30 protein-coding genes are annotated in these 26,224 nt (G+C 63.5%); 14 read left to right on the plus strand and 16 right to left on the minus strand.

What is annotated here, in order from left to right:
- Positions 1-480, minus strand: a 480-nt coding sequence (locus BLU35_RS26480) for an IS110 family RNA-guided transposase (RefSeq protein ID WP_143033003.1), incomplete at its 3' end; no start/stop codon positions are given.
- 264 nt (positions 481-744) lie between these two features.
- Here BLU35_RS26480 and BLU35_RS26485 point away from each other — a divergent pair.
- Positions 745-957 (plus strand): hypothetical protein, encoded by a 213-nt coding sequence (locus BLU35_RS26485; RefSeq protein WP_057251848.1) that lies wholly within the window; start codon positions 745-747, stop codon positions 955-957.
- A 46-nt stretch (positions 958-1,003) separates the two neighbouring features.
- A complete protein-coding gene (locus tag BLU35_RS26490; protein WP_210185165.1) occupies positions 1,004-1,606 on the plus strand; it encodes a nitroreductase family protein in 603 nt (200 codons plus the stop codon).
- A gap of 51 nt (positions 1,607-1,657) precedes the next feature.
- Here the strand turns inward: BLU35_RS26490 and BLU35_RS26495 are convergent, their stop codons facing one another.
- The gene (locus tag BLU35_RS26495) at positions 1,658-1,975 is read right to left on the minus strand and encodes a potassium channel family protein (RefSeq protein ID WP_093235159.1); all 318 of its coding nucleotides are present in this window, start codon (positions 1,973-1,975) and stop codon (positions 1,658-1,660) included.
- Positions 1,976-2,289: 314 nt separating this feature from the next.
- Here BLU35_RS26495 and BLU35_RS26500 point away from each other — a divergent pair, with 314 nt between their 5' ends.
- Complete coding sequence (locus BLU35_RS26500; RefSeq protein WP_093235160.1) at positions 2,290-3,966, plus strand: SulP family inorganic anion transporter; 1,677 nt, start codon at positions 2,290-2,292, stop codon at positions 3,964-3,966.
- 1 nt (position 3,967) lies between these two features.
- On the opposite strand, the gene BLU35_RS26505 is transcribed toward BLU35_RS26500, so the two are convergent.
- The 3 genes from BLU35_RS26505 to BLU35_RS26515 all read right to left on the minus strand — a co-directional run bounded on the left by BLU35_RS26505 (position 3,968) and on the right by BLU35_RS26515 (position 6,579).
- Positions 3,968-4,402: a GFA family protein gene (locus tag BLU35_RS26505; RefSeq protein ID WP_058329751.1), complete on the minus strand. Its 435-nt coding sequence runs from the start codon at positions 4,400-4,402 to the stop codon at positions 3,968-3,970.
- 141 nt (positions 4,403-4,543) lie between these two features.
- Positions 4,544-5,917: an ATP-binding protein gene (locus BLU35_RS26510; protein WP_093235161.1), complete on the minus strand. Its 1,374-nt coding sequence runs from the start codon at positions 5,915-5,917 to the stop codon at positions 4,544-4,546.
- Positions 5,917-6,579, minus strand: a complete 663-nt coding sequence (locus tag BLU35_RS26515) for a response regulator (RefSeq protein ID WP_093235162.1) — start codon at positions 6,577-6,579, stop codon at positions 5,917-5,919. The genes BLU35_RS26510 and BLU35_RS26515 overlap by 1 nt, the downstream gene beginning before the upstream one ends.
- A gap of 115 nt (positions 6,580-6,694) precedes the next feature.
- On the opposite strand from BLU35_RS26515, the gene BLU35_RS26520 reads away from it, so the two are divergent.
- Positions 6,695-7,453: a L,D-transpeptidase gene (locus BLU35_RS26520; protein ID WP_176907447.1), complete on the plus strand. Its 759-nt coding sequence runs from the start codon at positions 6,695-6,697 to the stop codon at positions 7,451-7,453.
- A 185-nt stretch (positions 7,454-7,638) separates the two neighbouring features.
- Positions 7,639-8,355 (plus strand): L,D-transpeptidase, encoded by a 717-nt coding sequence (locus tag BLU35_RS26525; protein ID WP_093235163.1) that lies wholly within the window; start codon positions 7,639-7,641, stop codon positions 8,353-8,355.
- 48 nt (positions 8,356-8,403) lie between these two features.
- On the opposite strand, the gene BLU35_RS26530 is transcribed toward BLU35_RS26525, so the two are convergent.
- From BLU35_RS26530 to BLU35_RS26545, 4 genes are all read right to left on the minus strand, one after another.
- Positions 8,404-9,243, minus strand: coding sequence for a L,D-transpeptidase (locus BLU35_RS26530; protein WP_176907449.1), 840 nt, complete (start codon positions 9,241-9,243; stop codon positions 8,404-8,406).
- A gap of 82 nt (positions 9,244-9,325) precedes the next feature.
- A complete protein-coding gene (locus BLU35_RS26535) occupies positions 9,326-10,315 on the minus strand; it encodes a L,D-transpeptidase family protein (RefSeq protein WP_093235164.1) in 990 nt (329 codons plus the stop codon).
- Between the two features lie 332 nt (positions 10,316-10,647).
- Positions 10,648-10,902 carry a hypothetical protein gene (locus tag BLU35_RS26540; RefSeq protein ID WP_093235165.1) on the minus strand — a complete coding sequence of 85 codons (255 nt, stop codon included), beginning with the start codon at positions 10,900-10,902 and terminating at the stop codon, positions 10,648-10,650.
- Positions 10,903-11,061: 159 nt separating this feature from the next.
- On the minus strand, positions 11,062-11,970 hold the full coding sequence (locus BLU35_RS26545; protein ID WP_093235166.1) for an SDR family oxidoreductase: 909 nt from the start codon (positions 11,968-11,970) through the stop codon (positions 11,062-11,064).
- An 87-nt stretch (positions 11,971-12,057) separates the two neighbouring features.
- On the opposite strand from BLU35_RS26545, the gene BLU35_RS26550 reads away from it, so the two are divergent.
- From BLU35_RS26550 to msrC, 3 genes are all read left to right on the plus strand, one after another.
- Positions 12,058-12,630 carry a TetR family transcriptional regulator gene (locus tag BLU35_RS26550; protein WP_093235167.1) on the plus strand — a complete coding sequence of 191 codons (573 nt, stop codon included), beginning with the start codon at positions 12,058-12,060 and terminating at the stop codon, positions 12,628-12,630.
- Positions 12,631-12,729: 99 nt separating this feature from the next.
- The gene (locus tag BLU35_RS26555) at positions 12,730-13,779 is read left to right on the plus strand and encodes a serine hydrolase domain-containing protein (protein ID WP_093235168.1); all 1,050 of its coding nucleotides are present in this window, start codon (positions 12,730-12,732) and stop codon (positions 13,777-13,779) included.
- Between the two features lie 341 nt (positions 13,780-14,120).
- On the plus strand, positions 14,121-14,615 hold the full coding sequence (gene msrC / locus BLU35_RS26560; RefSeq protein ID WP_093235169.1) for a free L-methionine (R)-S-oxide reductase MsrC: 495 nt from the start codon (positions 14,121-14,123) through the stop codon (positions 14,613-14,615).
- A 17-nt stretch (positions 14,616-14,632) separates the two neighbouring features.
- On the opposite strand, the gene BLU35_RS26565 is transcribed toward msrC, so the two are convergent.
- From BLU35_RS26565 to BLU35_RS26585, 5 genes are read right to left on the minus strand one after another with little or no spacing between them, the layout of a single operon-like run.
- On the minus strand, positions 14,633-15,649 hold the full coding sequence (locus BLU35_RS26565) for a zinc-binding alcohol dehydrogenase family protein (protein ID WP_093235170.1): 1,017 nt from the start codon (positions 15,647-15,649) through the stop codon (positions 14,633-14,635).
- Positions 15,646-16,023 (minus strand): cupin domain-containing protein, encoded by a 378-nt coding sequence (locus tag BLU35_RS26570; RefSeq protein ID WP_093235171.1) that lies wholly within the window; start codon positions 16,021-16,023, stop codon positions 15,646-15,648. The genes BLU35_RS26565 and BLU35_RS26570 overlap by 4 nt, the downstream gene beginning before the upstream one ends.
- Positions 16,020-17,123 carry an alkene reductase gene (locus BLU35_RS26575; protein WP_093235172.1) on the minus strand — a complete coding sequence of 368 codons (1,104 nt, stop codon included), beginning with the start codon at positions 17,121-17,123 and terminating at the stop codon, positions 16,020-16,022. The genes BLU35_RS26570 and BLU35_RS26575 overlap by 4 nt, the downstream gene beginning before the upstream one ends.
- A gap of 42 nt (positions 17,124-17,165) precedes the next feature.
- Positions 17,166-17,843, minus strand: a complete 678-nt coding sequence (locus tag BLU35_RS26580; protein WP_210185166.1) for an SDR family oxidoreductase — start codon at positions 17,841-17,843, stop codon at positions 17,166-17,168.
- Positions 17,840-18,238 (minus strand): VOC family protein, encoded by a 399-nt coding sequence (locus BLU35_RS26585; RefSeq protein WP_093235173.1) that lies wholly within the window; start codon positions 18,236-18,238, stop codon positions 17,840-17,842. Before BLU35_RS26585 ends, BLU35_RS26580 begins: the two co-directional genes overlap by 4 nt.
- Positions 18,239-18,329: 91 nt before the next feature.
- Between BLU35_RS26585 and BLU35_RS26590 the strand changes: the two genes are divergently transcribed.
- The 3 genes from BLU35_RS26590 to BLU35_RS26600 all read left to right on the plus strand — a co-directional run bounded on the left by BLU35_RS26590 (position 18,330) and on the right by BLU35_RS26600 (position 21,045).
- Complete coding sequence (locus BLU35_RS26590) at positions 18,330-19,247, plus strand: LysR family transcriptional regulator (protein WP_093235174.1); 918 nt, start codon at positions 18,330-18,332, stop codon at positions 19,245-19,247.
- 239 nt (positions 19,248-19,486) lie between these two features.
- The gene (locus tag BLU35_RS26595) at positions 19,487-19,993 is read left to right on the plus strand and encodes an RNA polymerase sigma factor (RefSeq protein ID WP_093235175.1); all 507 of its coding nucleotides are present in this window, start codon (positions 19,487-19,489) and stop codon (positions 19,991-19,993) included.
- A gap of 101 nt (positions 19,994-20,094) precedes the next feature.
- Positions 20,095-21,045, plus strand: coding sequence for a FecR family protein (locus tag BLU35_RS26600; RefSeq protein ID WP_093235176.1), 951 nt, complete (start codon positions 20,095-20,097; stop codon positions 21,043-21,045).
- 37 nt (positions 21,046-21,082) lie between these two features.
- Here BLU35_RS26600 and BLU35_RS26605 read toward each other — a convergent pair whose 3' ends face one another.
- Positions 21,083-21,619, minus strand: coding sequence for a TetR/AcrR family transcriptional regulator (locus BLU35_RS26605; RefSeq protein ID WP_093235177.1), 537 nt, complete (start codon positions 21,617-21,619; stop codon positions 21,083-21,085).
- Positions 21,620-21,715: 96 nt separating this feature from the next.
- Here BLU35_RS26605 and BLU35_RS26610 point away from each other — a divergent pair, with 96 nt between their 5' ends.
- From BLU35_RS26610 to BLU35_RS26620, 3 genes are all read left to right on the plus strand, one after another.
- Positions 21,716-22,090: a nuclear transport factor 2 family protein gene (locus BLU35_RS26610; protein ID WP_093235178.1), complete on the plus strand. Its 375-nt coding sequence runs from the start codon at positions 21,716-21,718 to the stop codon at positions 22,088-22,090.
- Positions 22,091-22,255: 165 nt separating this feature from the next.
- Positions 22,256-24,661 carry a TonB-dependent siderophore receptor gene (locus BLU35_RS26615; protein ID WP_093235179.1) on the plus strand — a complete coding sequence of 802 codons (2,406 nt, stop codon included), beginning with the start codon at positions 22,256-22,258 and terminating at the stop codon, positions 24,659-24,661.
- On the plus strand, positions 24,661-25,923 hold the full coding sequence (locus BLU35_RS26620) for an MFS transporter (RefSeq protein WP_143033004.1): 1,263 nt from the start codon (positions 24,661-24,663) through the stop codon (positions 25,921-25,923). The genes BLU35_RS26615 and BLU35_RS26620 overlap by 1 nt, the downstream gene beginning before the upstream one ends.
- Here BLU35_RS26620 and BLU35_RS26625 read toward each other — a convergent pair.
- Complete coding sequence (locus tag BLU35_RS26625; RefSeq protein ID WP_093235180.1) at positions 25,913-26,221, minus strand: hypothetical protein; 309 nt, start codon at positions 26,219-26,221, stop codon at positions 25,913-25,915. The genes BLU35_RS26620 and BLU35_RS26625 overlap by 11 nt on opposite strands.
- Positions 26,222-26,224 lie beyond the last annotated feature (3 nt).

The raw sequence follows: 26,224 nt of genomic DNA on the forward strand, positions 1-26,224 counted from the left end.
CACCTGCAGCCCATTGCGGCCGATACCCGCGACGATGCCGAACTCGGCGAGATGAGCGCGGACGGCGTTGATGGTCATCGTGCGTTGGCGAATGAACAGCATACGGGTACGATGAAGCATCAGGATTGACTGCTGATCCACTGTTTTGATCGGGACAAACCGCATGTTCGGGCGCGTCACCGCTTCGCAAATGGCCTCGGCATCAGCAGCATCGTTCTTGTTGCGCTTGACGTAAGGTTTCACATAGCCTGGCGGCATCAGCCGAACCTCGTGGCCAAGTTTTGCCAGCTCCCGCCCCCAGTGATGGGCTGTTGCGCAGGCTTCTATGCCCACCAGGCAGGGGTTGAGGCCCGCGAAGAACTGAACAACATAGCGGCGCTTCAGTTGTCGGCGAACGACCACCGTGCCAGTTGCGGAAACGGCGTGCACCTGGAACACCGACTTGGCAATGTCGAGTCCAATCGTGGTAATCTCTTCCATGGATGGCTCCTCCCATGCGGTCCCTAACAACACCGCAAATATGGCACATCGCGATGCCGGCGGAGGAGCCGTCCACAGCATCAAAAGCGGAGCAGTTTTTCAAAAGCGGAGCAGTTTTTCATCTCTCGCTCGCTCTTTGGGTCAGAATTCCTTTAATCCACTATTTAAGTGGATAATCTCGGAGAGGCTCGGTCAGGAATCGAGCTGGCAGAAACGCCTCCGGTCGGTGCAGGTTTGCGTTGATCGGCTGAAATGAGGTCCGAGATGAGTATGCTGCGGCAATTTGAGCGTTTGAGCGCAATTCGCGAGGTCCTGCAGGGCCGTTTGGAACTGCACGAGGCGCGGGACTGTTTTGGCTTCGACGATGTCGAGGACGGCACGGCCAATGAGCTCAGGGACCGCATCGCCGAACTCTCCGATGAAATCTCGACCTTGAGAAGTCGTTGCGACCGATACGAAAGCTTCGGTCGTCAATGACCAACCCGAAAGGCGGCAGCACGTCGCCGATGAATGGACCATCCCCATGACATTGCATGTGAATTCACGCGTCGCGGATCACGCGATCAATCCGCTTTTTCTCGAACGCTGGTCGCCGCGGGCCTACTCGGGCGAAGAGATTTCCGAGGCCGAACTGTTCGAAATCCTGGAGGCCGCCCGCTGGGCGCCATCAGCCTACAATGCCCAGCCCTGGCATTTCGTCTATGCCCGCCGCGGCGGACAGGACTGGGAGAAGCTGCTCGGTCTTCTGAACGAGTTCAACCGCAGTTGGGCAAAAGAGGCTTCGGCCCTCATCTTCGTGCTGTCGAAAACCTCCCTGCTGCCGCCAGGCGCCAGCGAGGAGATGCCTTCCTACACCCATTCCTTCGATACGGGCGCCGCCTGGGGTGCACTCGCCCTGCAGGCGGCCCATTCCGGCTGGCAGGCGCACGGCATGGCCGGCATCGACTACGAGCGCGCGCGGGCCGAACTCGAAGTTCCCGAAAACTACCGCATCGAGGCTGCCGTCGCGATCGGACGCCTCGGCGACAAGGCTCTGCTTCCGGAGGCGCTGCAACAGCGCGAGCAACCAAGCCCGCGCAAAGCCCTCTCCGAAATCGTGTCTGAAGGGCGCTTCGTGGCCGGCTAAGCTTCGGCAGACTTGGACGGGGAGCGGGCAAACTTTGCCGGCCCGCTCTCCTCAGCGATCGTCCGTTTCATCCTTGCTCGTCGCGTTCAGCGCCTGAACGCTGATGGCCGCGACGAGGCCGGTCAGGACGATGCCGGAAAAGCCTATCACCAGAGCCAGCAGCCGTGCGCTCAGGTGTTTGGGCGTGATATCGCCGTAGCCGATCGTCAGCCCGGTGACGAAGGTGAAATAGAGGGCTTCGTCGAGCCGCCATTCCTCGATGCGGCCAATGATGACACCGCATCCGGTCATCACGATCAGGATTGCGGAGAAGATCGGCCAGAGCACCTGAAGTTGCTGGTAGAGATTGGAGAAGAACAGGCGCCGCATTCTTTTCGAATGGCTCCTGCGATGAGATTTCGCCACGCAACCCTCCCTCTCGCCGGGTAGGAAGCCCGCCGTGCTAACGATTCCGTACGCCTGCGACGGTCCGCCTTGGCTTCGCTTCCTGCCGCCGAAATCTCCTCTCGGCCCGGCACCCGCAGTCCTCAAGATATCCGCAAGTCGAGCAGCCTGCCAGCGTCTGCTTTGGTAGGCGACAAGCGATGCCCGAAGTGTGGCTGAGGCGTTCCTTGCAACGGATTTTACCCAGTGCTATCGCTTTAGAATAACTTCATGAAAGCTCCTGCCAGAGGATAGTCCGGATGGCATCGAACGAGCATTCGCCTGTCGGCGACGGTCGCGGTGCCACTGCGGGTTTCCGGCTCGACGTGATTGCAGGTCTCACGGCCGCTGCCGTGGTTCTGCCAAAGGCGATGGCCTATGCCACGGTCGCCGGTCTGCCTGTCAGTGTCGGTCTCTACACCGCCTTCGTGCCGATGATCATCTACGCGCTTCTCGGCACGTCCCGGGTGCTGAGCGTCTCGTCGACCACGACCCTTGCCATTCTCGCCGGAACACAGCTCGGCCTTGCCGTCCCGGATGGCGATCCCGGCAAGTTGATAACGGCAACCGCGACGCTGACGGCGATGACCGGTGGGCTTCTCATCCTGGCTTCGCTTCTCCGCTTCGGCTTCGTCGCCAACTTCATCTCCTCGCCGGTCCTGATCGGCTTCAAGGCCGGCATCGGCCTCGTCATCGTGCTCGACCAGGTGCCGAAGCTGCTTGGCCTTCACTTCACCAAGGAAGGCTTCTTCCGGGATATCCTGAGCATCGCCGGCCATCTGTCCGAGACCTCGCTACTGACGCTTGCAATTGCGGCTGCGGCGCTGGTGGCGCTTCTTGCGATGGAGCGGCTCTGGCCGCATTCGCCGGCGCCGCTTCTGGCGGTGGCTGCAGGCATTGCGCTTTCCTGGTTCGCCGGCCTCGAGGCGCTCGGTGTCTCCACCGTCGGCTTCATCCCGCAGTCTCTGCCTTCGATCACGCTTCCGAGCCTCGGTCTTGCTCAGGAGCTTCTGCCCGGCGCGCTCGGCATCGCCTTGATGAGCTTCACCGAGACCATCGCCGCGGGACGTGCATTTGCCGCCCCCTCCGACCCGCCGATCAGGGCGAACCGCGAATTGCTGGCAACGGGTGCTGCAAATCTAGGCGGTGCATTGTTCGGCGCCATGAGCGCCGGCGGCGGAACTTCACAGACGGCCGTCGTGCGCGCCGTCGGTGGACATTCGCAGGTGGCGTCGCTGGTGACCGCGGCTGCAGCGGCTGCCACGATGCTGGTGCTGGCGCCTCTGCTCGGTCTGCTGCCGCAGGCGGTCCTGGCGGCAATCGTCATCGTCTATTCGATCGGGCTTATCAAACCGGCGGATTTCTGGTCGGTCCGCAAGGTCCGGCGAATGGAGTTTCAGTGGGCGCTGGCGGCCTTCCTCGGCGTGCTGCTCTTCGGGACGCTGCAGGGCATCATCGTCGCGATCGTGCTTTCCTTCATCGGACTGGCCCGCCAGGCGGCATCGGCGAAGGTCTATGTCGTCGGCCGCAAGCGCGGCACCGATCGGCTCCGGCCGCTGTCGCCGGATCATCCTGACGACGAGACCTTCGAAGGGCTGCTGATCCTTCGGCCGGAGGGGCGCCTGTTCTTTGCCAATGCACAGCAAGTGGCAGACCAGGCGCAGATGCTGGTCGCCAAGCACAAGCCCAAGGTTCTCGTGCTCGACATGAGCCGGGTCTTCGATATCGAGTACTCCGCGCTGCAAATGATGATGGAGGGCGAGCGTCGCATCAGCGAACACGGGGTCACCGTCTGGCTGGCCGAGCTGAACCCGGATGTGCTCGCCTATGTGCGGGCCTCCGGTTTTGCCGATCAACTCGGCCCCGATCGCCTGTTCGTCAACACGCGCACAGCCCTTCAGCACTATTTGGCGAGCATCGCTCCGGCTGCGCCCTGATTCACTCCGCGATCAATTCTCCGGTGCCGCCGAATGCCGGGGGGAAATCGCGATACTTGGGTAGGCCGTCCTTCATCGGCAGCACCGTCTCCTGATAGTTGACGTGGAGCGCGGGTTTGAACGGCAGTGTCGGGATGACCGCAGCAAAGACGTCCGTCACGCCCCAGAGCGGATGCTCGGTCATGAGGTGACCGCCGCAGGCCTTGCACCATTTGCGCACACTCGTCGCGGTCTTCTGGTAGCCGACAAGATTGTCCGCGCCCTTGACGATGCGGACCTTCTCCGGCGGCCAAAGCGTGAAGGCATTCACGGGTCCCGCCGACCACGTCCGGCACGAATTGCAATGACAAAAGCCCATGGCGGCCGGATCGCCGCTCACTTCGATCTCGACTGCGCCGCAGAAGCATTTTCCGTTGTAGCTGCCGTTCGCTGCCATGACTTTCTCCTCTCAGTTCGCGCCATCCGGAGATTGGGCTCTCGCCGATGACCGCTGTAAACCATGCCTGAGCGTGTCACGCCTGATCCTGAGGTCAACGCCTCCTTTCGAGCTAGGTTTGTGCTTCGGCCCGGAGGCTGGTCACCGGATGAGGCTTTGCTGTAGCGCGATGCGGGCCGACAAACCGCCGCGCTCCCGGTTGCGGAGCTCGAGCTCCGCGCCGGTACGATCCAGCGCCCGTTCGACGATGCTGAGGCCCAGGCCGCTGCCGACCGATGTCTTGAAGCGGCCGCGGAAGAAGCGCTCGGTCACGTGCGGCATCTCCTCGTCGGGAATGCCGGGGCCTGTGTCGTTGATCACAATGACGAGGCGGCCGGCCGCCATCTCGCAGGTGCAGGAGACTGTTGCGCCAGGCGGCGAATGGTTGATCGCATTTTCCAGGAGGTTGCGCGCCGCCAGGCGAAACAGGTCCGGATCCATCTCGATCTTCACACCCAAGAGGTGCGGGTCGATGGCGACGTCGACCCGGTGAGCCTGGCCGGCGAGTTCGGTCCGAAGATCTGTCAATATTTCACCGACATTGAAGGCCCCTGCTGGCTTGGCAGTCTCGGAGGCCTCGACGGAGGCGATGTCGAGCAGTTGCCGCACCAGCTTGCCGGTCCGGTCGACCCCGGCGACAATCTGGCCGAGCGCCTTCTCACGGATCTCGCCGTCGTCGCTGGCAAGCGCGACCTGGGCTTGCGTCTTGAGGCCGGCCAGAGGTGTGCGCAGTTCGTGGGCGGCAAAGGCGATGAAGTTCTGTTCGCGCTCGCGGGCACCGGCGACGCGGGCGAAGAGGCCGTTCAGCGATTTCAACACCGGGCTGATTTCACGCGTCGTGCCCACGTCTTCGATCGCGTGCAGATCCGAAGCCTCGCGCGCGGCGAGATCGCCCGCAAGTTTCCGAAGCGGTGCCAGCCCGCGCCCGACGCTGAGCCAGATCAGGACGGCGAGCAACGGAATGATCAGAAGGGCGGGAAGCAGCAGGCCCTTGACCAGATCGTTGACCAGCCGGTCGCGGATGCGAAGATTGTCGCCGACGAGGACGCGCACGCCGAGGCTGGCATTCTCAACCGCGAAAACCCGCCAGGTCTCACCGTTGATGACGGTTTCCGAGAAGCCCATCGCATGCGGCGCGAGCGTGGTGTCGGGAGCGCTGTCCGACTTGCCGATCAGCGTGCCGTCCAGCGACCAGATCTGGCAGGAGAGCTGCCGGTCGTAGTGCGGGTGCTCCAGAACCGGAATCTTGATCGCGCTCTGCGCCGCACGGTTGGCGTCACCGTCGCCTTCCTCCTTCATCATGTCGGGGCTGACGATCAGGGAATTCACCATGCGCGCGGCCTCCATCAGCCGCGCGTCGAGCACACGCTCGACCTCGGCGCGCGTGCTGAGGAAGATCCAGACCGTCGCTGACAGCCACAGCAGTCCTGTCGTGATCAACAGTATGGCGAAGAGGCGAGTGCGCAGCGACCGCATCAGCCGGCCCCACCCAGCCGATAGCCGATGCCCCGGACGGTTTCGATCAGGTCGGGGCCGAGTTTGCTGCGCAGGTGGTGGATATGAACCTCGACGGCGTTGCTTTCGATTTCCTCCTGCCAGCCGTAGAGCCTGTCTTCGAGCTTGGTTTTCGAAAAGATGACGCCGGGCTGTGCCATCAGCGTGTGCAGGATCGAATACTCACGCCGCGAGAGCTGCACCGGCTTGCCGGCCTGTTCCACCGATTGCCGGGCGGGATCGAGCCGCAGGCCTGCCCATTCGATCGCCGCCGTCGCGCGGCCGGTAGACCGCCGAGACAGCGCCCGCAACCGCGCGGCCACTTCGTCGAGGTCGAAGGGTTTCCCGAGGTAGTCGTCGGCGCCGGTGTCGAGGCCGGCCACGCGATCGCGAACCGTGTCGCGGGCCGTCAACAACAGCACGGGAGTGTCATTCTGGCTGGAGCGCAAGTCCTTGAGGATATCCATGCCGGAACCATCCGGCAGCATCAGGTCGAGTACGATCGCGTCGAAGCTGTTGGCGGCGAGCGCCGTCGCCGCAGCGTCGGAGGTGCCGACGGCATCGGTGGTAAATCCGGCCAGCGCCAGGCCGACCTTCAGCCCGTCTCTGAGGATATCGTCGTCTTCGACGATCAGGACTCGCATTGCTATTCCTCACATTTTTGAGAGCGGAACTCTTAACTCGCTCCCTTAAGGCAGCCTTAAGGTAGGACTTCCCTCTGAAGCGGCATTGCAACAATCGAATCGTTGAATGCCCGATATGACCGAACCAAACGAGCCCTCTTCATCCACGGCCGATCACAAGACCGGCATCACGCTCACCCGCCGTAGCCTTGTCGTCGGAGCAGCCTCGCTGTTCGTCACTGGTTGCGCGACCGCGCGCCCGACGCCGGCGGTGGTGCTGGCGGCGGCAACACCCGTCCGCGCCGCGGCCGGGCCGGTCGTGCCGCCGATGTACTACGCGATGCCGGATGAAGAGTTTCCGATCCCCGAGGTGAAGGTTGCCGAGGTCGATCCGAAGTTCTGGCGACAGGAGGTGGATTATCCGAGCGGCGAGCGGCCCGGCACGCTCATCGTCGATACGCCGGCGAAGTATCTCTATCATGTACTGCCCGGCGGGAGGGCGATGCGCTACGGCATCGGCGTCGGCCGCGAGGGTTTCGTCTGGTCCGGTCGCGCGATCGTCGCCTACAAGCGCAAATGGCCGCGCTGGACGCCGCCCGACGAGATGGTCGCGCGCCAACCGAAGCTCGCCCCCTACAGCATCGCCAATGGCGGCATGCCGCCGGGGATCAAGAACCCGCTCGGCGCCCGTGCGCTCTACATCCACAAGGACGGCAAGGACACGCTCTATCGCATCCACGGTAGTCCCGAGGCGCATTCGATCGGCAAGGCGGTCTCGTCGGGCTGCATTCGCCTGCTCAATCAGGATGTCGTCTACCTCTACGATCAGGTGCGCGACGGCAGCACCATCGTCGTCATTCCGGATCCCACGAAGGGCGATCTGGCCATTGGCTAAGGCAGCCAACGGAGGTGGCGCGGGAATTCTGCAACACTCTGGAAACGAGTGCTCTCAGCGAGCGGCGATCCACGCCAAAGAATGATTTTCACCACATTTCGGTCACGGTTCGGCCCAACAGCCTCGGGCCTCTCCTCAGAACATTTCCTACCGAAATCCCCAACCTGGAATAGAATAACGTGTCGATGAATTTGTCCCGCCGCTCGCTGCTCGCGGTGATCGCCAGCTCTGTCTTGAGCGCTTGCACGCAGATCCCGAAACCAGAACCGAAGCCGAAGCTGATCGAGCCGATCGCCGGGGACGGTGGCTCGCCGGAGAAGGCAGCCGATGCCTCGGGCGTGGCGACGAAGACCTTCGACTACGCCAAGGCCTATGCGCCGGTGAAGGACGAGGGCTACGACGTTCCGGGCATCCAGTACGGTGAGATCAAGCCGCAGTTCCTGCGCCAGGAAGTGGCCTATGCCACCAACGAGCCGGCCCATTCGATCGTCGTCGATACCCAGACGATGTTCCTCTACTACGTACTGCCGGGCGGTCGCGCCATCCGCTACGGCGTCGGTCTCGGTGCTGCGGGCCGCGCCTGGAAGGGGCGCGCGGTCGTGCACTGGAAGCGCAAGTGGCCGCGCTGGACGGTGCCGGACGACATGGTAGCGCGCCAGCCGCACCTCAAGAAATACGGCATCGACGCCGGCGGCATGGATCCGGGCCTCGACAATCCGCTCGGCGCGCGCGCCATGTACATTTTCCAGAACGGTCAGGACACGCTCTACCGCATCCACGGCTCGCCGCAGTGGCGCTCGATCGGCAAGAACGCATCCGCCGGCTGCGTGCGCATGCTGCAGCAGGACGCGATCGATCTCTACGATCGCGTCAGAGGTAAGACGCCGCTGCTCGTCTTGTGACGCGCTACGCTTTGGCGTAACCTTCCAGCTATCACCGGACGGCTTGCCTCAGAGCGGTTGAGGCGGCGGAAGTCCGTCCGGTCCCATCTGCATGTAGTCCTGCGGCTGCGGCAGTGGCTGCGAATCCGGAAGTGGCTGGGAGTCCGGAAGTGGCTGTATTTCCGGCATCGGCTGCGATTGCACCATGCCACCGCCCGACAGATCGGTGACGACGATCGGCGTGCCGTTTGGCACGCGATTGTAGAGGTCGACCACGTCCTGGTTGATCATGCGCACGCAACCCGAGGATACCGATTTGCCAATGGTCCACCATTCCGGTGAGCCATGGATGCGGTAGAGCGTGTCCTCGCCGTTCTGGAAGATATACATGGCGCGCGCGCCGAGCGGGTTCTTGAGCCCGGGGTCCATGCCCCCGGCCTCGATGCTGAATTGTTGCAGCTCGGGCTGGCGCGCCACCATTTCGTTCGGCGGTTTCCAGCGCGGCCATTCGCGTTTGTACTGGATGACGCCGCGCCCGGCCCAGGCGAAGCCGGCGCGCCCAAGACCGACGCCGTAGCGCATCGCCTGGCCATTCTCGTAGACCCGATAGAGAAAGTGGTTGCCGACGTCGACGACCAGCGTTCCCGGCTTCTCGCCAGTCGGATCGGCGACCATCTGGCGGTAGAAGCGGGGCTCGATCTTCTCGTAGGGGATGGCCGGCAGCGGATAGGGTTCGTTCGGCTTCTCGCCGTACATATCGGCAAGGAAGGCGTTCGTCTCTGGGATAGGTTCCGGCGCATAGGAGCGCGTCACCGTCGGCCGCGTCGAGGCGCAGCCTGCCAATCCGACGGCCGCGAACCCCGCGGAGAGTTGCAGGAATGTGCGGCGGCGGATCTCTCTTTCAGGCATGGAACCCTCGATCGTCCTGTGTTCGCTTCTGGCGATGCAACCGGTCTTTTAGGTCAATTGTGCGTCGCCAGCCGACGAACGATCACAGGCCGGCGTAGGGATCCGCCAGCGCCGCTTCGGGTCGGCTGATAGGATACTTAGTTCCCGAGATCTTCGCTGCCAGCTTTTCGGCGCCGTTTTTCTCAAGGAGCGCCCGGAAGCTCGGATGCATCCCGCCGTCGACATAGGCGTTGAGCGGCGCCGACGTCTGGTTTGCCATCAGGCCCGCGAGCTTCGCGTCCTCCGATTGCAGCTTTGCCACGAGCCCGGCGTCTGGCGCCGTCGCAGCGGCGGGGCAGGCCGCGAGCGGATCGGACGGCTCGCCATCGGCGAATTCGGTGTTGAAGACATAACGGCGACCGCAGGTCGAAACCTTCGGCTGGCGCTTCGTCGTCTCGAAGATGTCGTAGCCCTGCTTGATGTTCTTCCAGAAATCGAAATTCGGATCGCCGCGATACTTGGCCATGTTTTCGGCGGTCATGCGGAAGGGATATGCCTGCACCTGGAAGGTGCCCTGACCGCCGGCAAGCGCGCGCTGGACGACGGAGTAGATCTCGCCGACGCCCTGGTCCGTCAGTGCGTAGCAGCCCGACGACGAGCAGGCTCCATGCACCATCAGCGCTTCGCCGGTGTAGCCGAGCGCCGATTCCAGCCGGTTCGGATAGCCGAGATTGAAGGACAGGAAATACTGCGACTTCGGATTCAGCATGCCGGCCGAGACATGGTAGAAACCTTCCGGCGCCTGGCGGTCGCCCACCTTCGTCTTCGGGCCGAGCTTCCCCGACCAGCGGCACATGGGGTAGGTTTTCAGCAGGGCGTATTGGCCCTGCTTGTTCTGTTTCCAGACTTCCAGTTCGCTTTCCTGCTTGAAGATGCGCACCAGAACCGGGCTTTCCGGCTTGCTGCCGTTCTTCGCCATGGCGGCGATCAGCTTGGCCGGGATCGGCGGCGGTTCGCGCACGTCATCGGCATCGAGCGCCATGCAGCTGGAAAGCGCAAGTGCCATCGCGCCGATCGCCAGAGCATGCCGCATCCGGCGCACCTGCGTGAAAAACTTGCCAGTGGAGGGCGTTTGGGAAGAGGGGCTCTGTATCGTCTCGCGCCGCATGCGGGCTCCTGGCTATGCTGCCGCCGCCCAGCGTCTTGCGTTCGGCGCGGTTACCGACGGCATGCGTTCGACGCACAGCGGGTCGGCTTTAGTTCAGCGATTAAGCGGTGGCAGCCCTGGCTGCAAGCCTTTGTCCTGGGCGCTGGCGATCAACAATACTTGAACGCGCGCCGCCATAGCTGCCCGCCGATTGGGTCGATGTTGAGACAAGATGGTGAATTTTTTCTCAACACGGGCGCCGGATTGCCCCAGGCGCGTCAGCCCCGTGGCTCGCTGCCGGGCGCGTAGACGGTCTTCTGCCTGAACGCAAAAACGTTGCCGCAGCGGCAGCGGACCATGTGCTTGGCGGGGTCGGGAGAGGTGCGCTCGGTCGAAAAGCCCTTGGGCATGACGTCGATGAGAAAGCCGCGATTGCCGCCCTTCGCCTTGTCATTTTCAGAGGCTTCAGCGAAACCGGACGCCCCGCATTTCGCGCATTCCAGCTTTCTCGAATAACGATCCCGCGACGCCATCTTCCATCACACCTGATTGCGCTGCCGCGCCGTTCCGTCGAACCGGGACCTACAGGAGCCGGCCTTTCGGTTCAAGCTCGGCCGCTGTCATGACCGTCATTTCTCGCGCTCTATTGGGCGGGATGCATCGAGAAGCCGCAGCGGCATGCGACATCAGGCTTACCGATATCCAGTGACATCGGCCGGCTTGTTTGCCTCCATCACCTCGCGCATATAGCGCCAGCAATCGGGCCGCGAGCCGTCGAGATCGGTGAAACCGTAAACCTGAGCCAGTTCGCCGCTCGACAGCGACTGGCCGTTCCAACGCGCCTTGTCCGGATCGGCCGCCAGCGCCGCCACGGCGCGGCCGACGAAACGCGGGCTTTCGGAAATGACGAAGTGCGGCTGGACCTTGGTCCCCTCCAGCCAGTTTTCCTCGGTCGCCTGAAAATGCTCCAGCATCATTTCGGAGCGCATCCAGCCGGGCGTGATCGAAACCGAGGTCGCACAGTGCGGCGCCAGATCCTTGGCATGGGCCCAGGCCATGCGGTTGGCCCCCACCTTGGCGAGGTCGTAGAAGGGGGAAATGCGGTAGTGAGTGGCATTGTACTCGGCGGTGCCGTCGGTGACCTCGACGAGCAGCCCGCCCGGCTTCTCGATCATCAGGGGCAGGGCGTAGTGCGCGGTGATCAGGTGGGTGTCGATGCCGAGGCGCAGAAGCCTCAGGCCGTTCTCGAGATTGTGCTCCCAGACGGACTTCTCCCACTCGAACAGGTTTTCTCCGCCCCAGACGTCGTTGACGAGGATATCGAGCCGCCCCTGTTCACGGCGGATGCGCGTGACCAGCGCTGCGACTTCGTCCGGCTGGAGATGATCGACCTGAACGGCAATACCCTTGCCGCCGAGGCTGGTGACGATGTCGGCCGTTTCCTCGATCGTTTCGGGCCGTTTGTATTCGGATTGCTGTTGCCTTGTGGTGCGGCCGGTCACGTAGACGGTGGCGCCGGCGGCGCCGAGTTCCGCAGCGATGCCGCGCCCGCCGCCCCGTGTCGCGCCGGCAACCAGAGCGATTTTTCCTTCGAGAGTCATGGTTTTCCTCCTTGGGGCCGATAGCCGCTGGTGCTTTCTCTTGAACGTGATATATAAATGATTGTTCGGTTATAAATGAGAGTCAAGATGCCACGACCAAAAACGATGCCAGACGAAGAGGTGCTGGTGGCGGCATTCGCGCTGATGCGAGCCGAAGGGCCGGATGGCCTGACGTTCGCGGCGCTCGCCGCAAGCACCGGCCTTTCTGGCGCCACGCTCGTGCAGCGCTTTGAAAACAAAACGAAGCTGATCCAGCGCGCGCTCAACCAGGCCTGGGACGGCCTTGACCGCCAGACGGCGGAGCTGGTGGCGATGGTGCCGAGAACGCCGGAGGGAGCCATCGCGCTGCTCGTCGGCCTGTCCGGCGATTATGGCGCCATCGAATCCTATGCCGACGATCTCCGAATTCTCCGGGAAGACCTACGGGACCCGCTGCTCCGTGCGCGGGGGGCGACGTGGCGCGACGTGCTTTCCGGCGTGCTCGACGAATGTCTTTCGGGATTGCCCGCCGCTGCCCCTGGACTCGGACTCCTGATGGCATCGCAATGGCAGGGATCGCTGCTCTGGTGGAGTTTCGACCCAGAAGTGCCTGTCGCGGAGTTCGTCGAACAGAGCCTGCGGCGTTTCGTTGAGGCCTTTGCAAGGCAACCGACGGCCTGAGGTCAGCGCCACGGCCTTTCAGTCACCCGGTTGTCAAATCGCCGTGAGATGGCCGTGCAGTGGATGACGGCGGCGGAAGATCGTCTTAGATGCTGTTCCATGTTCAGATTTGCTGCCGTTCTCTTCGCCCGGATCGTCGCCTTGGCACTCGTCGTCCTGACGTTGCTCACCTTGCCGGCGGCTGCCCAGGTGGTGGCGCCGGTTTCGACCTTGATGGAAGAACTGGCTTCGCGGCAGGAGCTTGAGCCCCTGAAGACCGTGATCGTCGCGCGTGACGGCAAGGTCCTCGCCGAGCGCGGCTATCGCGGCAACCGCGTGACCGACGCGACCAACATCAAGTCGGCGTCAAAATCGATCATCTCGGCGCTGGTCGGCATTGCGATCGACAAGGGATTGCTCGAAGGGCCGGACCAGAAGATCGCGCCGATCCTGAAGACGGACCTGCCGGCTTCGCCTGATCCGCGCATCAACGACATCACCATCGGCAACCTGCTGTCGATGCAGGCCGGGCTTGGCCGGCTGTCGGGGCCGAACTATGGCCGATGGGTCGCGAGCAGCAACTGGGTGCGTACGGCGCTCGCTCAGCCCTTCGACGACGACCCGGGCGGTGAGATGCTCTATTCCACCGCATCGACCCACCTGCTTTCGGCGATCCTGACGAAGGTCAGCGGCAAGTCGACCCTGGCGCTGGCAAGCGACTGGCTGGGGCTACTCGAGGGTTTTCGCATCGGTGCCTGGGATCGCGATCCCCAAGGCATCTATCTCGGCGGCAACCAGATGGCGATGAGCGCCCGTTCCCTGCTTGCCTTCGGCGAACTCTACCGCAATGGCGGCCGCGCGACCTCAGGCCAGCAGCTTGTGTCATCAGAATGGATCGCAGCATCCTGGCAGCACCGCACCAATTCGCGTTTCTCCGGGGACGAGTACGGTTACGGTTGGTTCGGCCGCCAGATCGCTGGCGAGGAGGTACACTTCGCGTGGGGCTACGGCGGGCAGATGCTCTACATCGTGCCGAGCCTCGATCTGACTGTGGTGATGACCTCGGCCGAGAGCGGACCGTCAGCCCGCAACGGCTACCGCGATGCTCTGCACCTGGTGCTCGGCGAGATCATCACAAGGGTGAAGGCCGCTCCGGAAACGGACGGGTGACAAGCCGCGAGCCGCTTATGCCGGCTGGCGCGTGCCCAACAGCGGCCCCACGATATCGAGCAGGCATTCGATCGCGGACGCGTCCTTCAAATCGTTCCGCGACGCCTCGAATTCTGCGAGTACCATGCCGGCGACCTGGTGTTCCGGGATTGCTGCGAAAGTCCCGTGCGTGCGTATGGAATCGATATATCGGGTTGGATATATTGAGTGTGCGGAGCGATCGCAATTTGCTGCGTTCGAGGTTGGTGGTATTGCTGCACGCGAATGGTCACACAGGAGCGATCGACCATTGCCGCGCCGCCACAGAGCGCCAACGCATGCGAAGATTGAAAGGTAAGACAGTGTTTGCCGCAAAGACAATCGAAGCCGGTGACAAGGCCGAATTCTATCGTGAGCTGGCTGGCCAGCTCGGCGGGCTTCTGCACGACGAGCGTGACTTCATCGCCAATGCCGCCAATCTCTCGGCGCTCATTTTCGATCTGGTGCCGGATCTGAACTGGGCCGGTTTCTATTTCCTGCGGCCGAATGGCGAGCTGGTGCTCGGGCCGTTTCAGGGCAAGGTCGCCTGCGTGCGCATTCCGGTCGGTAAAGGGGTCTGCGGGGCTGCCGCCGCGCAACGGCAGACGATGCTGGTGCCCGATGTGCATGCCTTTCCCGGGCATATCGCCTGCGATGCCGCGTCCCGCTCCGAGCTCGTCGTGCCTCTGCTCAAGGATGGCAGAGTGCTCGGCGTGCTCGATCTCGACAGCCCGAGCCCCAACCGTTTTGATGCCGAGGATCAGGCTGGCCTCGAGGTGCTCGCCGCGATTTACGTCGCGGCGAGCGATTTCAGTTAGATCGGTAGCTGGGTGCGCTAGCCTTCAAAACCTTCGATGACGATCTTGCCCTTGGCAGCACCGGTCTCGATGCGCCGGTGCGCTTCGCGCAGGTTTGCGGCATTGATCGGCGACAGCACCTCGGCAAGCGTCGTTTTCAGCCGTCCGGCATCGATCTCGTCGGCGACGAAGGACAGCAGCCGATGCTGCTCGATCATGTCCGGTGTCTGGTGCATCGGGCGTGCGAACATGAATTCCCAGTGCAGGCTTGCCGCCTTGGTCTTCATGCCCGCCATCGGCATTGGCACGTCGGTGTTGTCGATCGAAACGATGCCCCCTTGAGGCCGGATCAGCTCGACCGCGTCGTCCCAATGGCGCATGTCGTTGAAGATGGCGATGTGGTCGACATGGGAGAAGCCGAGCGCCCTGACCTGGGCAACCAGCGGCTCGCGGTGGCTGACGACGCGGTCGGCGCCGAGTTCCTTCACCCAGGCGATGGTCTCCGGCCGCGAGGCCGTGGCGATCACGGTAAGCCCGGCGCGCTTGGCAAGCTGGATGCCGATCGATCCGACGCCGCCGGCGCCGCCGACGATCAGGATCGACTGGCCACGATCCGCACCGTCGCGGTCGATCCCGAGCCGGTCGAAGAAGGCTTCATAGGCGGTGATCGTCGTCAGTGGCAGGGCGGCTGCCTCGGCGAAACTTAGCGCCTTCGGTTTGCGCCCGACGATGCGCTCGTCGACAAGCTGATATTGTTGGTTCGTGCCGGATCGCGTGAGGTCGCCGGCGTAGTAGACATGGTCGCCGGGCTTAAACAGGGTCACATCCGGGCCGACCGCTTCGACCACGCCGCTGGCGTCCCAGCCGAGCACGCGCGGCGTTTCCTCGATCTTGTCCTTCGGCGCGCGCATCTTCACATCCACCGGATTGACGGCGACCGCATGGACGGCCACCAGAATGTCATGCCCCTTGGGTTCCGGCTTCGGCAGGTCGACATCGAGGAAGCACTGCGGGTCGGAAACTGGGAGATAACGGGTGAGGGCGACGGCTTTCATGGCTTGCTCCTTGTCATGGACGAATGGTCTTGGGCTGTGAATTCGGCGGTGACGAAGACGAGTTCGGCGTCGCCGGTATTGGTCAGATCGTGCGCGAAGGCGGTCTCCGGCGTCAGGTCGCTGAATTGGCGCGTGTCGCCGGTGCGGTAGATCACGTCCGTGACCTTGCCGTCGCCCGAGCGCGAGCGTGCGAAACCATCGGTCAGCGCCGTCCAGAAATAGGGCCGGTCGTGGCGATGGGGACGAAGCGTTTCGCCGGGCTTCAGCCGCAGATGCCAGATGCGCAGGCTCTCTTCCTCTAGCACCAGTTCGGTGCCGATGCGATCGTTGACCAGGGCTTCCGCGCGCTCGTGTTCCGTCAATGGCGCGCTCATGCGGCGTCCTCCAGGGCCGGATAGGTAGAATATCCGTCGGCACTGCCGCCGAAAAGCTTGGTTCCGTCGAAGGTCGCAAGCGACAAGCCTTCCTTCAGCCGGCGCGGCAGGTCCGGATTGGCGATGAAGGAACGCCCGAAAGCGACGATGTCGGCAAGGCCGGCGGTGAGGATCGCCTCCGCTTTCTCCCTGCCGTAACGGCCGGCGACGATGATGCGGCCGGAATAGGCGGCGCGCAGGTCGCGGCGGAAGTCTTCGGGGATATCAGGCGCATCGTCCCAATCCGCCTCAACCAGGTGAATATAGGCAAGGCCGATGCGGTCGATCTCATGCGCGGCCTTCAGGATCGTCGGGATGATCTCGTCGTCTTCCATGTTGCGCTGGGTGATGTACGGCGAAAGCCGGATGCCGACGCGAGCTGCGCCGATTTCCGCGGCGACGCCTTCAGCGACCTCGACCAGGAAACGGATGCGGTTTTCCGCCGGACCGCCATACCGGTCATGGCGCTGGTTGGAGGAGCGGCGCAGGAACTGGTCGATCAGGTAGCCATTGGCGCCGTGGAGCTCGACGCCGTCAAAACCGGCGGCGATCGCGTTGGCGGCCGCCTTCCGATAGTCCTCGACGATGCCGGCGATCTCGTCAGTTTCCAGGGCGCGCGGGACGGGACTGTCGACCATAGTGCCGACGCCGGTTTCCGGATCGACAACCCAAACCTTGGCGTCCGGCGAAAGCGCAGACGGCGCAACCGGACGGCCGTCTTCATGGAAGCTCTCGTGGCTCATGCGGCCGACATGCCAGAGCTGCAGCATGATGCGACCGGCGGCCCTGTGGACAGCCTCGGTCACCAAGCGCCAGCCCGCGATCTGCTCCGGCGAATGGATACCGGGCGTGAAGGAATAGCCCTGGCCCTGGCTCGAAATCTGCGTTGCTTCGGTGACGATGAGACCGGCCGACGCGCGCTGGGCATAGTATTCGGCCATCAGCGCGGTCGGGACGTTGCCCGGCTGGCTGCTGCGCGCCCGCGTCATCGGCGCGAGCGCAATCCGGTTCGGCAGGGTCAACGAGCCGAGGGAGACCGGAGAAAAGAGCGTTGTCTGCATGGGGCGATCCTTTTGCGGGGGAAATGTGGGAACGGGTTTGCGTCAGTTGATGAGCGCGCCGCCTTCGATGTCGATGACGGATCCGGTGGCGAAAGGATTGTCGATGGCAAAGAGGTAGCCGTGGGCGATGTCCTGCGGCTGCCCGAAGCGGCCGGCGGGCAAGGTCGCTGCGGCGCGATCGAACATGGCGTCGCGGGCGTCGCCGGCCATGCCGGCATAGGCCTCGGTCTGCGTCAATCCGGGGCTGACGACATTGACGCGCAGCGGCGCCAGCTCCCTGGCCAGGATCTTCGCCACGGCCTCGAGAGCAGCATTCATCGCGGTCTTGACGAAGGTGCCGGGAACAGTCCGGCGGGCGAGAAAACCTGAGGTGAAGGTGATCGTGCCGCCTGGGCGCATGTACCTGGCGGCTTCGCGGGCGAGCACGATCGAGCCCCAGAACTTGACGTCGAAGGCGGCCTTGGCGGCATGCAGATCGATATCGGCAACCTTGCCGCCGGGGGCGGAAGAACCGGCTGTGACGACCAGATGGTCGATCGGCCCGAGCTTGCGGAAGTAGGCGGCAACGGAAGCGGCGTCGGCGATATCGAGGCCGGTGGCGCGGCTGGCGATCTCGACCCGGCCGGGACGCTGGATCAGCGCCTTGGCAACGGCGGCGCCGATGCCGCTCGTGCCGCCGATGACGACGGAAATTGTATTGTCATTGAATGTCATGGTCATACTCGTGCTCCAGTGGAATGTGGGGGAACGGGTTCGGAAAAGACGGCTTCAAGCAACGGACCGCCGGGCGTGCGCAGAAACAGTCGGCGCTCGCCGATATCGGCAAGGTCCATGGTCGAGTAGGGAATGGCGAGCCGGTCGAGCCTGGCGCGAAAGGCGGTGTAGTTGTCGAGCCGGAAGCCGACGTGGTCGATCGCCTCGGCCCCCCGGTCGAAACTGCTGCCTTGGCTGCCGATGATGTGCACGATCGGTTTGCCGTCGGCGTAGAGCCAGTAGCCCGGGATGCGCCGGATCGCCGCCGGGCGCTCGCCGACGGTCAGATCGAAGACCGTCTCGAAGAATGCGCGCGTGCCCGCGATGTCGCCTGTGCGGATGGTCACGTGGTCGAGATGCATGCCGCGTCTCCTTTCGGGAAGGAATTTAGCTCTTGCGGTGCATCCGGATAATTGGCTTATTTCCAAAATTATATTTCGGAAGAGGCGAAAGATGTTGCTCGACAATCTGGCTCTGTTCCTTTTGATCGTCGAAAAGGGTGGGCTTTCCGCCGCAGGTCGCGAAAAGGGCCTGTCGCCGGCCTCTGTTTCCGAGCGGTTGGCGGCGCTTGAAGCCCACTACGGTGCTGCCCTTCTGAAACGCACGACGCGCGCAATCAGCCTGACGGAGGAGGGGCGCCTGCTGGTCGATGGTGCCCGCCGGCTGCTGGCGGAGGCCGACGAACTCGAGAGCGGAATTCGCTCGGGCGCCCGCATGATCTCCGGTCCGATCCGGCTCAGCGCGCCGGAGGACATGGGTAGACGCTACGTCGTGCCGATCCTCGACCGCTTCCTTGCCGAGCACCCCGACGTGACGGTGGATCTCAACCTTACCGATGGCTACGTCGATCTGGTCGGGCAGGGCATGGATTTCGCCATCCGCCACGGCGTGCTTGCCGACAGTACGCTCCGGTCGCGCTCGCTCGGCGAAAACCGTCGGGTCGTCTGCGCCGCACCCGCCTATCTGGAGGCCAGGGGCCGGCCGGAGCATCCGGACGATCTTTCCCGTCACGACTGCATCATCATGCGCTTCGGTGCCAATCTCGACAGGGAGTGGGCTTTTCAGGTCGATGGCAAGCCGCACAAGGTCATGGTGCGCGGGAGGCGCGTCGCCAATGACGGCGGGGTGGTTGGGGAATGGTGTCGCGCGGGGCACGGCATCGCGCTCAAATCCGTCTGGGACATTGCCGAGGACCTGGCGTCCGGTGCCCTTGTCGAACTCCTGAAGGATTTCTCTATAGGTGGGACGGGATTGCAGATCGTCTATCCGCCGCTCACCGTCCAGCCGCGCCGGGTGCGACTGCTGATAGACCGCATCGCCTCGGAGCTGAGTTCCATCGAGAGTGTTTTGCCGAGCAAGGGACGAACCTGAGCCGCCAATCAGGGGCGCGCCCGCACCAGACGCCGTGGCCTTCGCGCAACAGTCCTTTTCCAATAGACGGCGCGGCCGGTCCTGACGCAGTTTCGGTTCGTCATGCCGCACGTCAGTGCATTGCAGCACACCTCCGCTTCACTTATGAAACATGAGTAACGTATTCAAGATAAGCGGCAGCGACCGGGCCGTACGTTCAGGATGATGGTGCGACAGCCGCACGCTGGAGAGGCAGATTGATGACCGATGCGATGGTGCGGGGGCTTCACGAGCGGGAAGAGGGCAGGATCCGCCGCTTCTTCAGCCGCCGCCTCAGAAACCGCGAGGACGCCGTCGACGCCACCCAGGAGACCTTCATGCGCATGCTGGAGGCATCGCGCTCGACGCTGATCGAGAACCCACAGGCCTATCTGTTCCAGGTCGCCCGCTCGGTCGCGCGGGTCGCGTCCGAGCGAGCAGCGCGGGAGCGAGCGATGTTCGTCGAGGACAGCGAAGGCCTGGAGCATGCGGAGGACAGACCGATCCAGGATCGCATCGTCAACGCCCGCCAGTGCCTGCTGATCATGGCGCGCACCATCCAGGGCCTTCCGAACCGCTGCCAGCAGGTCTTCATCCTCAGCCGCCTGCACGGCTTGAGCAACGGCGCGATCGCCGATGAGCTCGGCATCTCGAGAAACATGGTCGAAAAGCATATCATCCGAGCGCTGCTCGAATGCCGGAAGATGCGCGCCGAGATTATTTTCTGAGCGAACGTCAGGTCAAACCGATCTTTCAACTCTAAGATGATTGAGGCGATTCCCTTGGAGGGTTCGCTTGATGGCATTTTCAGTTCGACCGGAAGACGCGCATGAACGGCAATCGCCAGACCATCGATGACAGCGTTCTGGAAGCGGCGGCGACGTGGGTTGCGAAGTTGCAGTCCGACGACGCGACGGCCGCCGACCGTGCGGCGTTCGAGCTCTGGGTTTCCGCACATCCCGATCACCGGATGGCCTATGAAGAATTGCGGGCGCTCTGGAGCGATCTCGGAGACGTGCCGATCCCCAGCGAGCGCCTCGGTGAATTGCACGCCCAACGCCGCCGTCGGGTCGGCGGTTTCGTCGGGCTCTGTCTTGCAGCGGGTTTCGCCATGCTCGCGCTCGCGACGCCCTACGGCGACCGCTGGCGCGCCGACTTTTACACCGGCGTCGGTGAAATCAGGCGGATCACCCTGGAGGACGGGACCGAAGTCGACATGAACACCGACACGGCCCTCGTGGTTCGCTACGGGCAGGGCCGCAGAAAGGTGCGGCTCCTGCGCGGCGAAGCATTCTTTGCCGTTGCGAAGAACCCGCTTCGGCCGTTTGTGGTCGAAGAGGGAGCGCTGAGCGCGATGGCACTGGGGACCCGGTATTCCGTAGGCACGGCCGGTGCAGAACGAGCCGCCGGCGTCCAGGTGGAGGAGGGCCGCGTTGAGGTCGAGGCGGCCGGCCAGAAAGCGATCCTGGGTGCGGGCGAGGTAGCAACGATCGACAAACAGGGACGCCTGTCCCTGTCGAAGACGGATGTCGCGGCCGGAACGGCGTGGCGCGACGGCAAGCTCGTCTTTTCCCGCCGCCCGCTGCGTGACGTCCTGTCGACCCTCGAGCGCTACCGTCACGGTCGAATCCTGCTGCTCGATGAAGCGGCGGGCGGTCTCGAAGTCTCCGGCATCTTCGATCTGCACGACACCGACGCCGCGCTGCAGGTTCTCGAAGCCAGTTTGCCGCTGCGTGTCATGCGGATTTCGGGCCTGATGGTCGTCGTTCAGTCGCGCTAGGACGGCATCCTGCGGAGAAAATCGTCGCTTGGCGGCATCATATGCCGAGAGCCGCGAGCCGCGCGGTGGCGATGTCGTAGCTTTCCACACTGTCGAGCGCCACGGCCTGGATCAGGGCTCCCTGCAACAGCGCTGTCACGTGTAGTGCGATTGCCTCCGGATTTTCCGCTCCCGAAGACACGGCCGCCCCACGAAGCCATTCATTGCATCCGTCAAAGAAGTCGCGAACCGCAGTCCGCACGGCGGCAGGCAAACTGGCATCCTGCGCCGCCAGGATACCGCACAGGCACGCGCCCTCACCCCCGATCAGGCCGCTACGGAAGACAGCACGCATTGTTTCGAGCTTCAGCGCAAGCGGTCGACCGACCGCCGGGCTGCCCAGCGCCGACAGTACTTTCTCTCTGTAGCGGGCGACGAGAGCAGAGCCGAGGTCCTCCTTGGTCTGGAAGTAGTAGTGGACGCTTGCACTCTTGATCCCGACATCTGCCGCGATTTCCCGGAAGCTGCAGGCGTGGAAACCGCCGCGCCTCATTCGGGTCTCGGCTGAATTGAGAATTGCCGTCCGTATGTCCATTCAAATCCCCGCGGATGCTCCAATAGTGATAGGCCACTGACAAGCGGACCGCAACAGTCTGATCTATCTATCAGTAGATAGAGGGAGGAGTTGAAGATGGAGAGCAAAAAGGAAATTGTGTTGAAGGTGCTCAAGGGCGCGTTTATCGAGCGCGACGTCAGCGTGGTCGAGCGTTACTTTTCGCCCAATTATGTCCAGCACAATCCCGTAATTCCCGACGGGTCCGGGGCAATCGCCGCGCTTATTCCGACCCTGAAGAAGGATCTGTCCTACGAGATCGGCATGGTCGTTGCGGAGGGGGATCTCGTGATGGTCCATGGACGCTATGTCGGCTGGGGTCCGAAACCGCTCGTTGCCGTCGATATTTTCAAGGTGAGGGGTGGCCGGGTCGTCGAGCACTGGGATGTCATGCAAGAAGAGGTTCCCGCCGCGGCGACCGCTAGCGGCAACCCGATGTTCTCGCCGGCCTGACTTATGGGCCTTTAAGCTCAGCTCCCGTTGATTGGGACCAGAAGTCCGACGAAAAAATTCCCCTGGTGACGTCAGGAGATGGTGTCCTGCGAACTCTTATTCAGAAATGGCGGCGCTGCACATGGTTCGAGGCAGCCTGCCCAGGAGTTGAGTAGGGGATCTCGGATGAGAATTATGCAGGGTCGCGGATCACGACGCCGTTCTTTCACACGCCTGGCGCTTGCCGGCGTTTCTTTCATCGCCTGCGCGACGGCGGTCCAGGCACAGGCGACAACGGCTCCGGCCGCGATCATTGCGCCGAAGGCGTTCGCCGTTCCCGCGGGATCCCTCGAAGTGGGCATCCTGAAACTTGGCCAGCAGGCCGACCTGCGCCTTCTTTATCCGAGCATGCTGACGAGCGGAAAGACCACCAGCGGCGTCAGCGGCACGCTGGCGACGGAAGCGGCCGTTGCATCGCTTCTGGAAGGAACCGGGCTTCGCTATCGCTTCGTCGGTGAGAAGACCGTGCAGATCTTCGATCCGTCGGATGCGACGATCACCACCGGTGCCGTCGTCAAGGATGGCGCGACGCAACTCGAAAAAATCACCGCGACCGGTGAGCGGACCGGTGCCGAGGGTATTGTCGAGACCGACGGCTATGTCGCGAAATCGGCGCGCATCGCCACCAAGACCGACACGCCGGTCATGCAGACGCCGCAGTCGATGTCGGTGATCAGCCAGAAACAGTTGCAGGACCTGAAGCCTCAGAACCTGCAGGAGGCGTTGAACTATACGCCCGGCGCCCGCGTCGGCCAGTACGGAGCCGAGCCGCGCTTCGACGCCTTCAAGGTGCGCGGCATCGACCTGACGCTGACCGGCATCTTCCGCGACGGCCTGCGCCAGATTGCCAGCCCGAACGGCCTCTTCCGGCTGGAGCCCTATGGCGTCGAGGCGATCGCCACCCTGCGCGGCCCGGCGGCCTCGATCTATGGCGCCAGCTCGTCCGGCGGCATCGTCGACATCGTGTCGAAGCGGCCGACCAGCGATCCGCTGCGTGAGGTCGAAGTCCAGTACGGCTCCTACGGCCGCGTGCAGGGCGCCTTCGATGTTTCCGGGCCGCTCGATGACGAAGGCACCATGCTCTACCGCATGACCGGCCTTGCACGCGACGGCCGCACGGAGATCGAGGCAGTCAAGGACGATCGTCTGTTCATCGCGCCCGCCTTCACCTGGCAGCCGGACGAGGGCACCAAGTTTACGCTGCTCGGCGAATACATGGATTCGACCACCGGCGGCACCTGGGGCTATCTCAACCGCTACGGGCCGGACGGCAAGTCGATCGGCGCGATCCCGACCTATGGTGGCGACGCCCGCTTCAACGATTTCACCCAGAAGCAGGCGCGTATCGGTTATGAGCTCGAACACGAGCTCTCAGACAACGTCACGCTCTTTCACAAGCTGCGTTACTCCGACATCTCGACGCGGCAGGAGTGGGTATTCGCCAAGTATCCGGGCCTGACCGTCGAGGACAATACCGGCGTTGCCAGCGACACCTATCTGAAGTTCGACTTCGACACCGGCGCCGCAGCACACCAGCTCATTGCCGGCATTGACTACAGCTACATGAAATATACCTCGCAGCAGGGCAGCGGGCCGGACCTCTTCACGGACGATTTCACCTATGTGCCGAAGCTGACCTCCACCCAGAAGCAATCGCAAAGCGGCATCGGCATCTACATCCAGGACCAGATCGAATATGACGCCTGGCGCGTGACCGCGGGCTTGCGTCACGACTGGGTGGATAACAAGTATTCGGTCGACGGTTCTCCGTTCAATCGGGACGACAGCGAAACGACGGCGCGTGCAGCCCTTGGCTATGTGCTGCCGAACGGCATGATGCCCTATGTCAGCTATGGCACCGCCTTCGTCTCCAATCCGGGCGTGATCATCAATCTCGGCGGAACGGATACCCCGGCCATGCCGACGCTCGGCAAGCAGTGGGAAGCGGGCGTCAAATATGAAATCCCCGGCCAGAACGCGACGATCACCGCCGCCGTCTTCAACATCGACCAGGAAAACGCCACGGTCTATGAGACGTCGTCCGGCCTGAACCTTCTGCGACAGCTCGACCTCAAGTCGCGCGGCTTCGAACTTGAAGGCACCGCTTCGCTCGACAATGGCTGGAACTTCATCGCCTCCTATTCCCACAACGATGTCGAGATCACCAAGCTGACCTCGGAAACGCTCGGCAACCAGCTCAACTCCTCGCCCTACCACATGTTCTCGCTCTGGGCGGATTACGAGGTGCAATCCGGCGTGCTCGAGGGACTCGGCGTCGGTGCCGGTGTGCGCTATGTCGGGTCGAGCTTCGGCGACAACGTCCACACGCCGATCCTGAACAACCAGGCGCGCACCTTCGTCGACGCGTCGGTCCGCTACGATCTCGGCGCCGCCAATCCGAACTTCGAGGGCGTGCGGCTGCAACTCAATGCCACCAACCTCTTCAACGAGGTCGAGCAGCTCTGCACCACGGGCTTCTGCTACTTCGACGAAGGCCGCAAGGTCGTCGCCAGCGTGCGCTACCGCTTCTGATGACCGAGCCCTCGGCACATCTGCCAAGGCCATCGCCGGCCGCGATCTTCTTCGCGGTCGGCGGGCTTTATGTGGCGCAGAGCGTGATCGGCGGGCTGACGATGCTTGGCCTGCCGGCGGTGCTCAGAACCCAAGGCCTGCCGCTCGACCAGATCGGCCTCGTCTACCTCACGGTGTTGCCCTGGGCACTGAAGTTCCTCTGGTCGCCGCAGGTGGAGCGCTTTCGCCTGCCGGCGGTTGGCCGCAACCGCTCGGCTGTCATCGTGATTGCCGGCGGCGCACTCTCTGCCACGATGCTCGCGGTGCTGGGCTTGCTCGGGCCGGAGCGGCTTGCTCCGGTGCTCGCCTGCCTGGTGTTGATCGCGCTCTTCACCTCGACGGTCGACATCGCCTGTGACGGCTACGCCGTCGAGACGCTGGCGGAAGAACATCACGGCTGGGGCAATGCCGCCCAGGTCGGCGGCTCCTATGTCGGCTCAGCGATCGGCGCCGGGCTGTTTCTGGTTCTGGTCGATCGGTTCGGCTGGGCGCCGGCCGTTTGGGTGATGGCGCTCGTCGTGCTTTTGCTCGGCCTTCCCTTCCTGTTTGGCCCGGGTTCGCGTCCGACGAGCGCAACGCGCAGCCATGTGCCGTCGCTCAAGGCCGCACTGCGCCGGCCGGAGGTGCGCAAAGGGCTGCTGCTCGCGGCGATCTACGTCTCGGCGCAGAAGTGGGGCCTCGCGATGCTCGGCCCCTTCCTGATCGACTACGGCTTCGACCTCGCCTCCGTCGGCGTCCTCAATGGCGTCGGCAGCATGCTTGTCGGTTTCGGCGGGGCGCTGTTCGGCGGCTTGCTCGTAAGGCTCTGCGGTGCCGCGACAGTACTGATCGGCGCCCTGCTCTTGCAGGTCACGATGCTTGTCGCCTTCGCCTATGTCGGGGCGTCAGCCGATGTCTCGCGGCCGCTGGTAATGGCACTCGCGGTCGCCAGTTCTTCCGGCGTCATGGCGATCGGCTTCGTGGCGCTCTATGCCCAATTCATGGGCTGGGCCGATCCGCGCCAGGCGGGTGTCGACTTCACTCTGTTCCAGTGCATGGACAGCCTCGTCAGCATGGCCGGCGGTCTGGGTGCCGGCTGGATCGCCGAGCGCTTCGGCTATTCCGCCTTTTTCCTTTGCGCCGCCGGAGTTTCAACGGTCGCCGTGCCTTTGCTGGCGCTCCTGTTGCGGCGGCAGCCGATGCGGCGGCCACGCCTGCCGCCGACGCGCCAGCTTAGTAGTTGACAACCGGGAGGTAGATGATCGGCTGCCCGTCACGGACCAGGGCTATGCCCTCATGGCCATAGAGCACGCCCCTATGTTTGCTTCGGCACAGCCACAGTGTGTCTCCCGTCACCATGGCGTCCAGCAAGGGCGCGATCACGACATGTGGGTCGGGAAGCCGGTCTAGTAGGTCTGCGGGCACCTTGCCTGCCATACGTTCGATCGTCCGGACGATCCATTCCCTGAGGTCCTGTGGTGTGGTCTCCCGCACCAGTTCCAGGTCTGCGGGATTGTAGCGCAGTCTGTCATTGCTGCTCATCTC

Origin of the sequence: Sinorhizobium sp. NFACC03 (assembly GCF_900103435.1) — a bacterium.
Lineage (GTDB): Bacteria > Pseudomonadota > Alphaproteobacteria > Rhizobiales > Rhizobiaceae > Ensifer.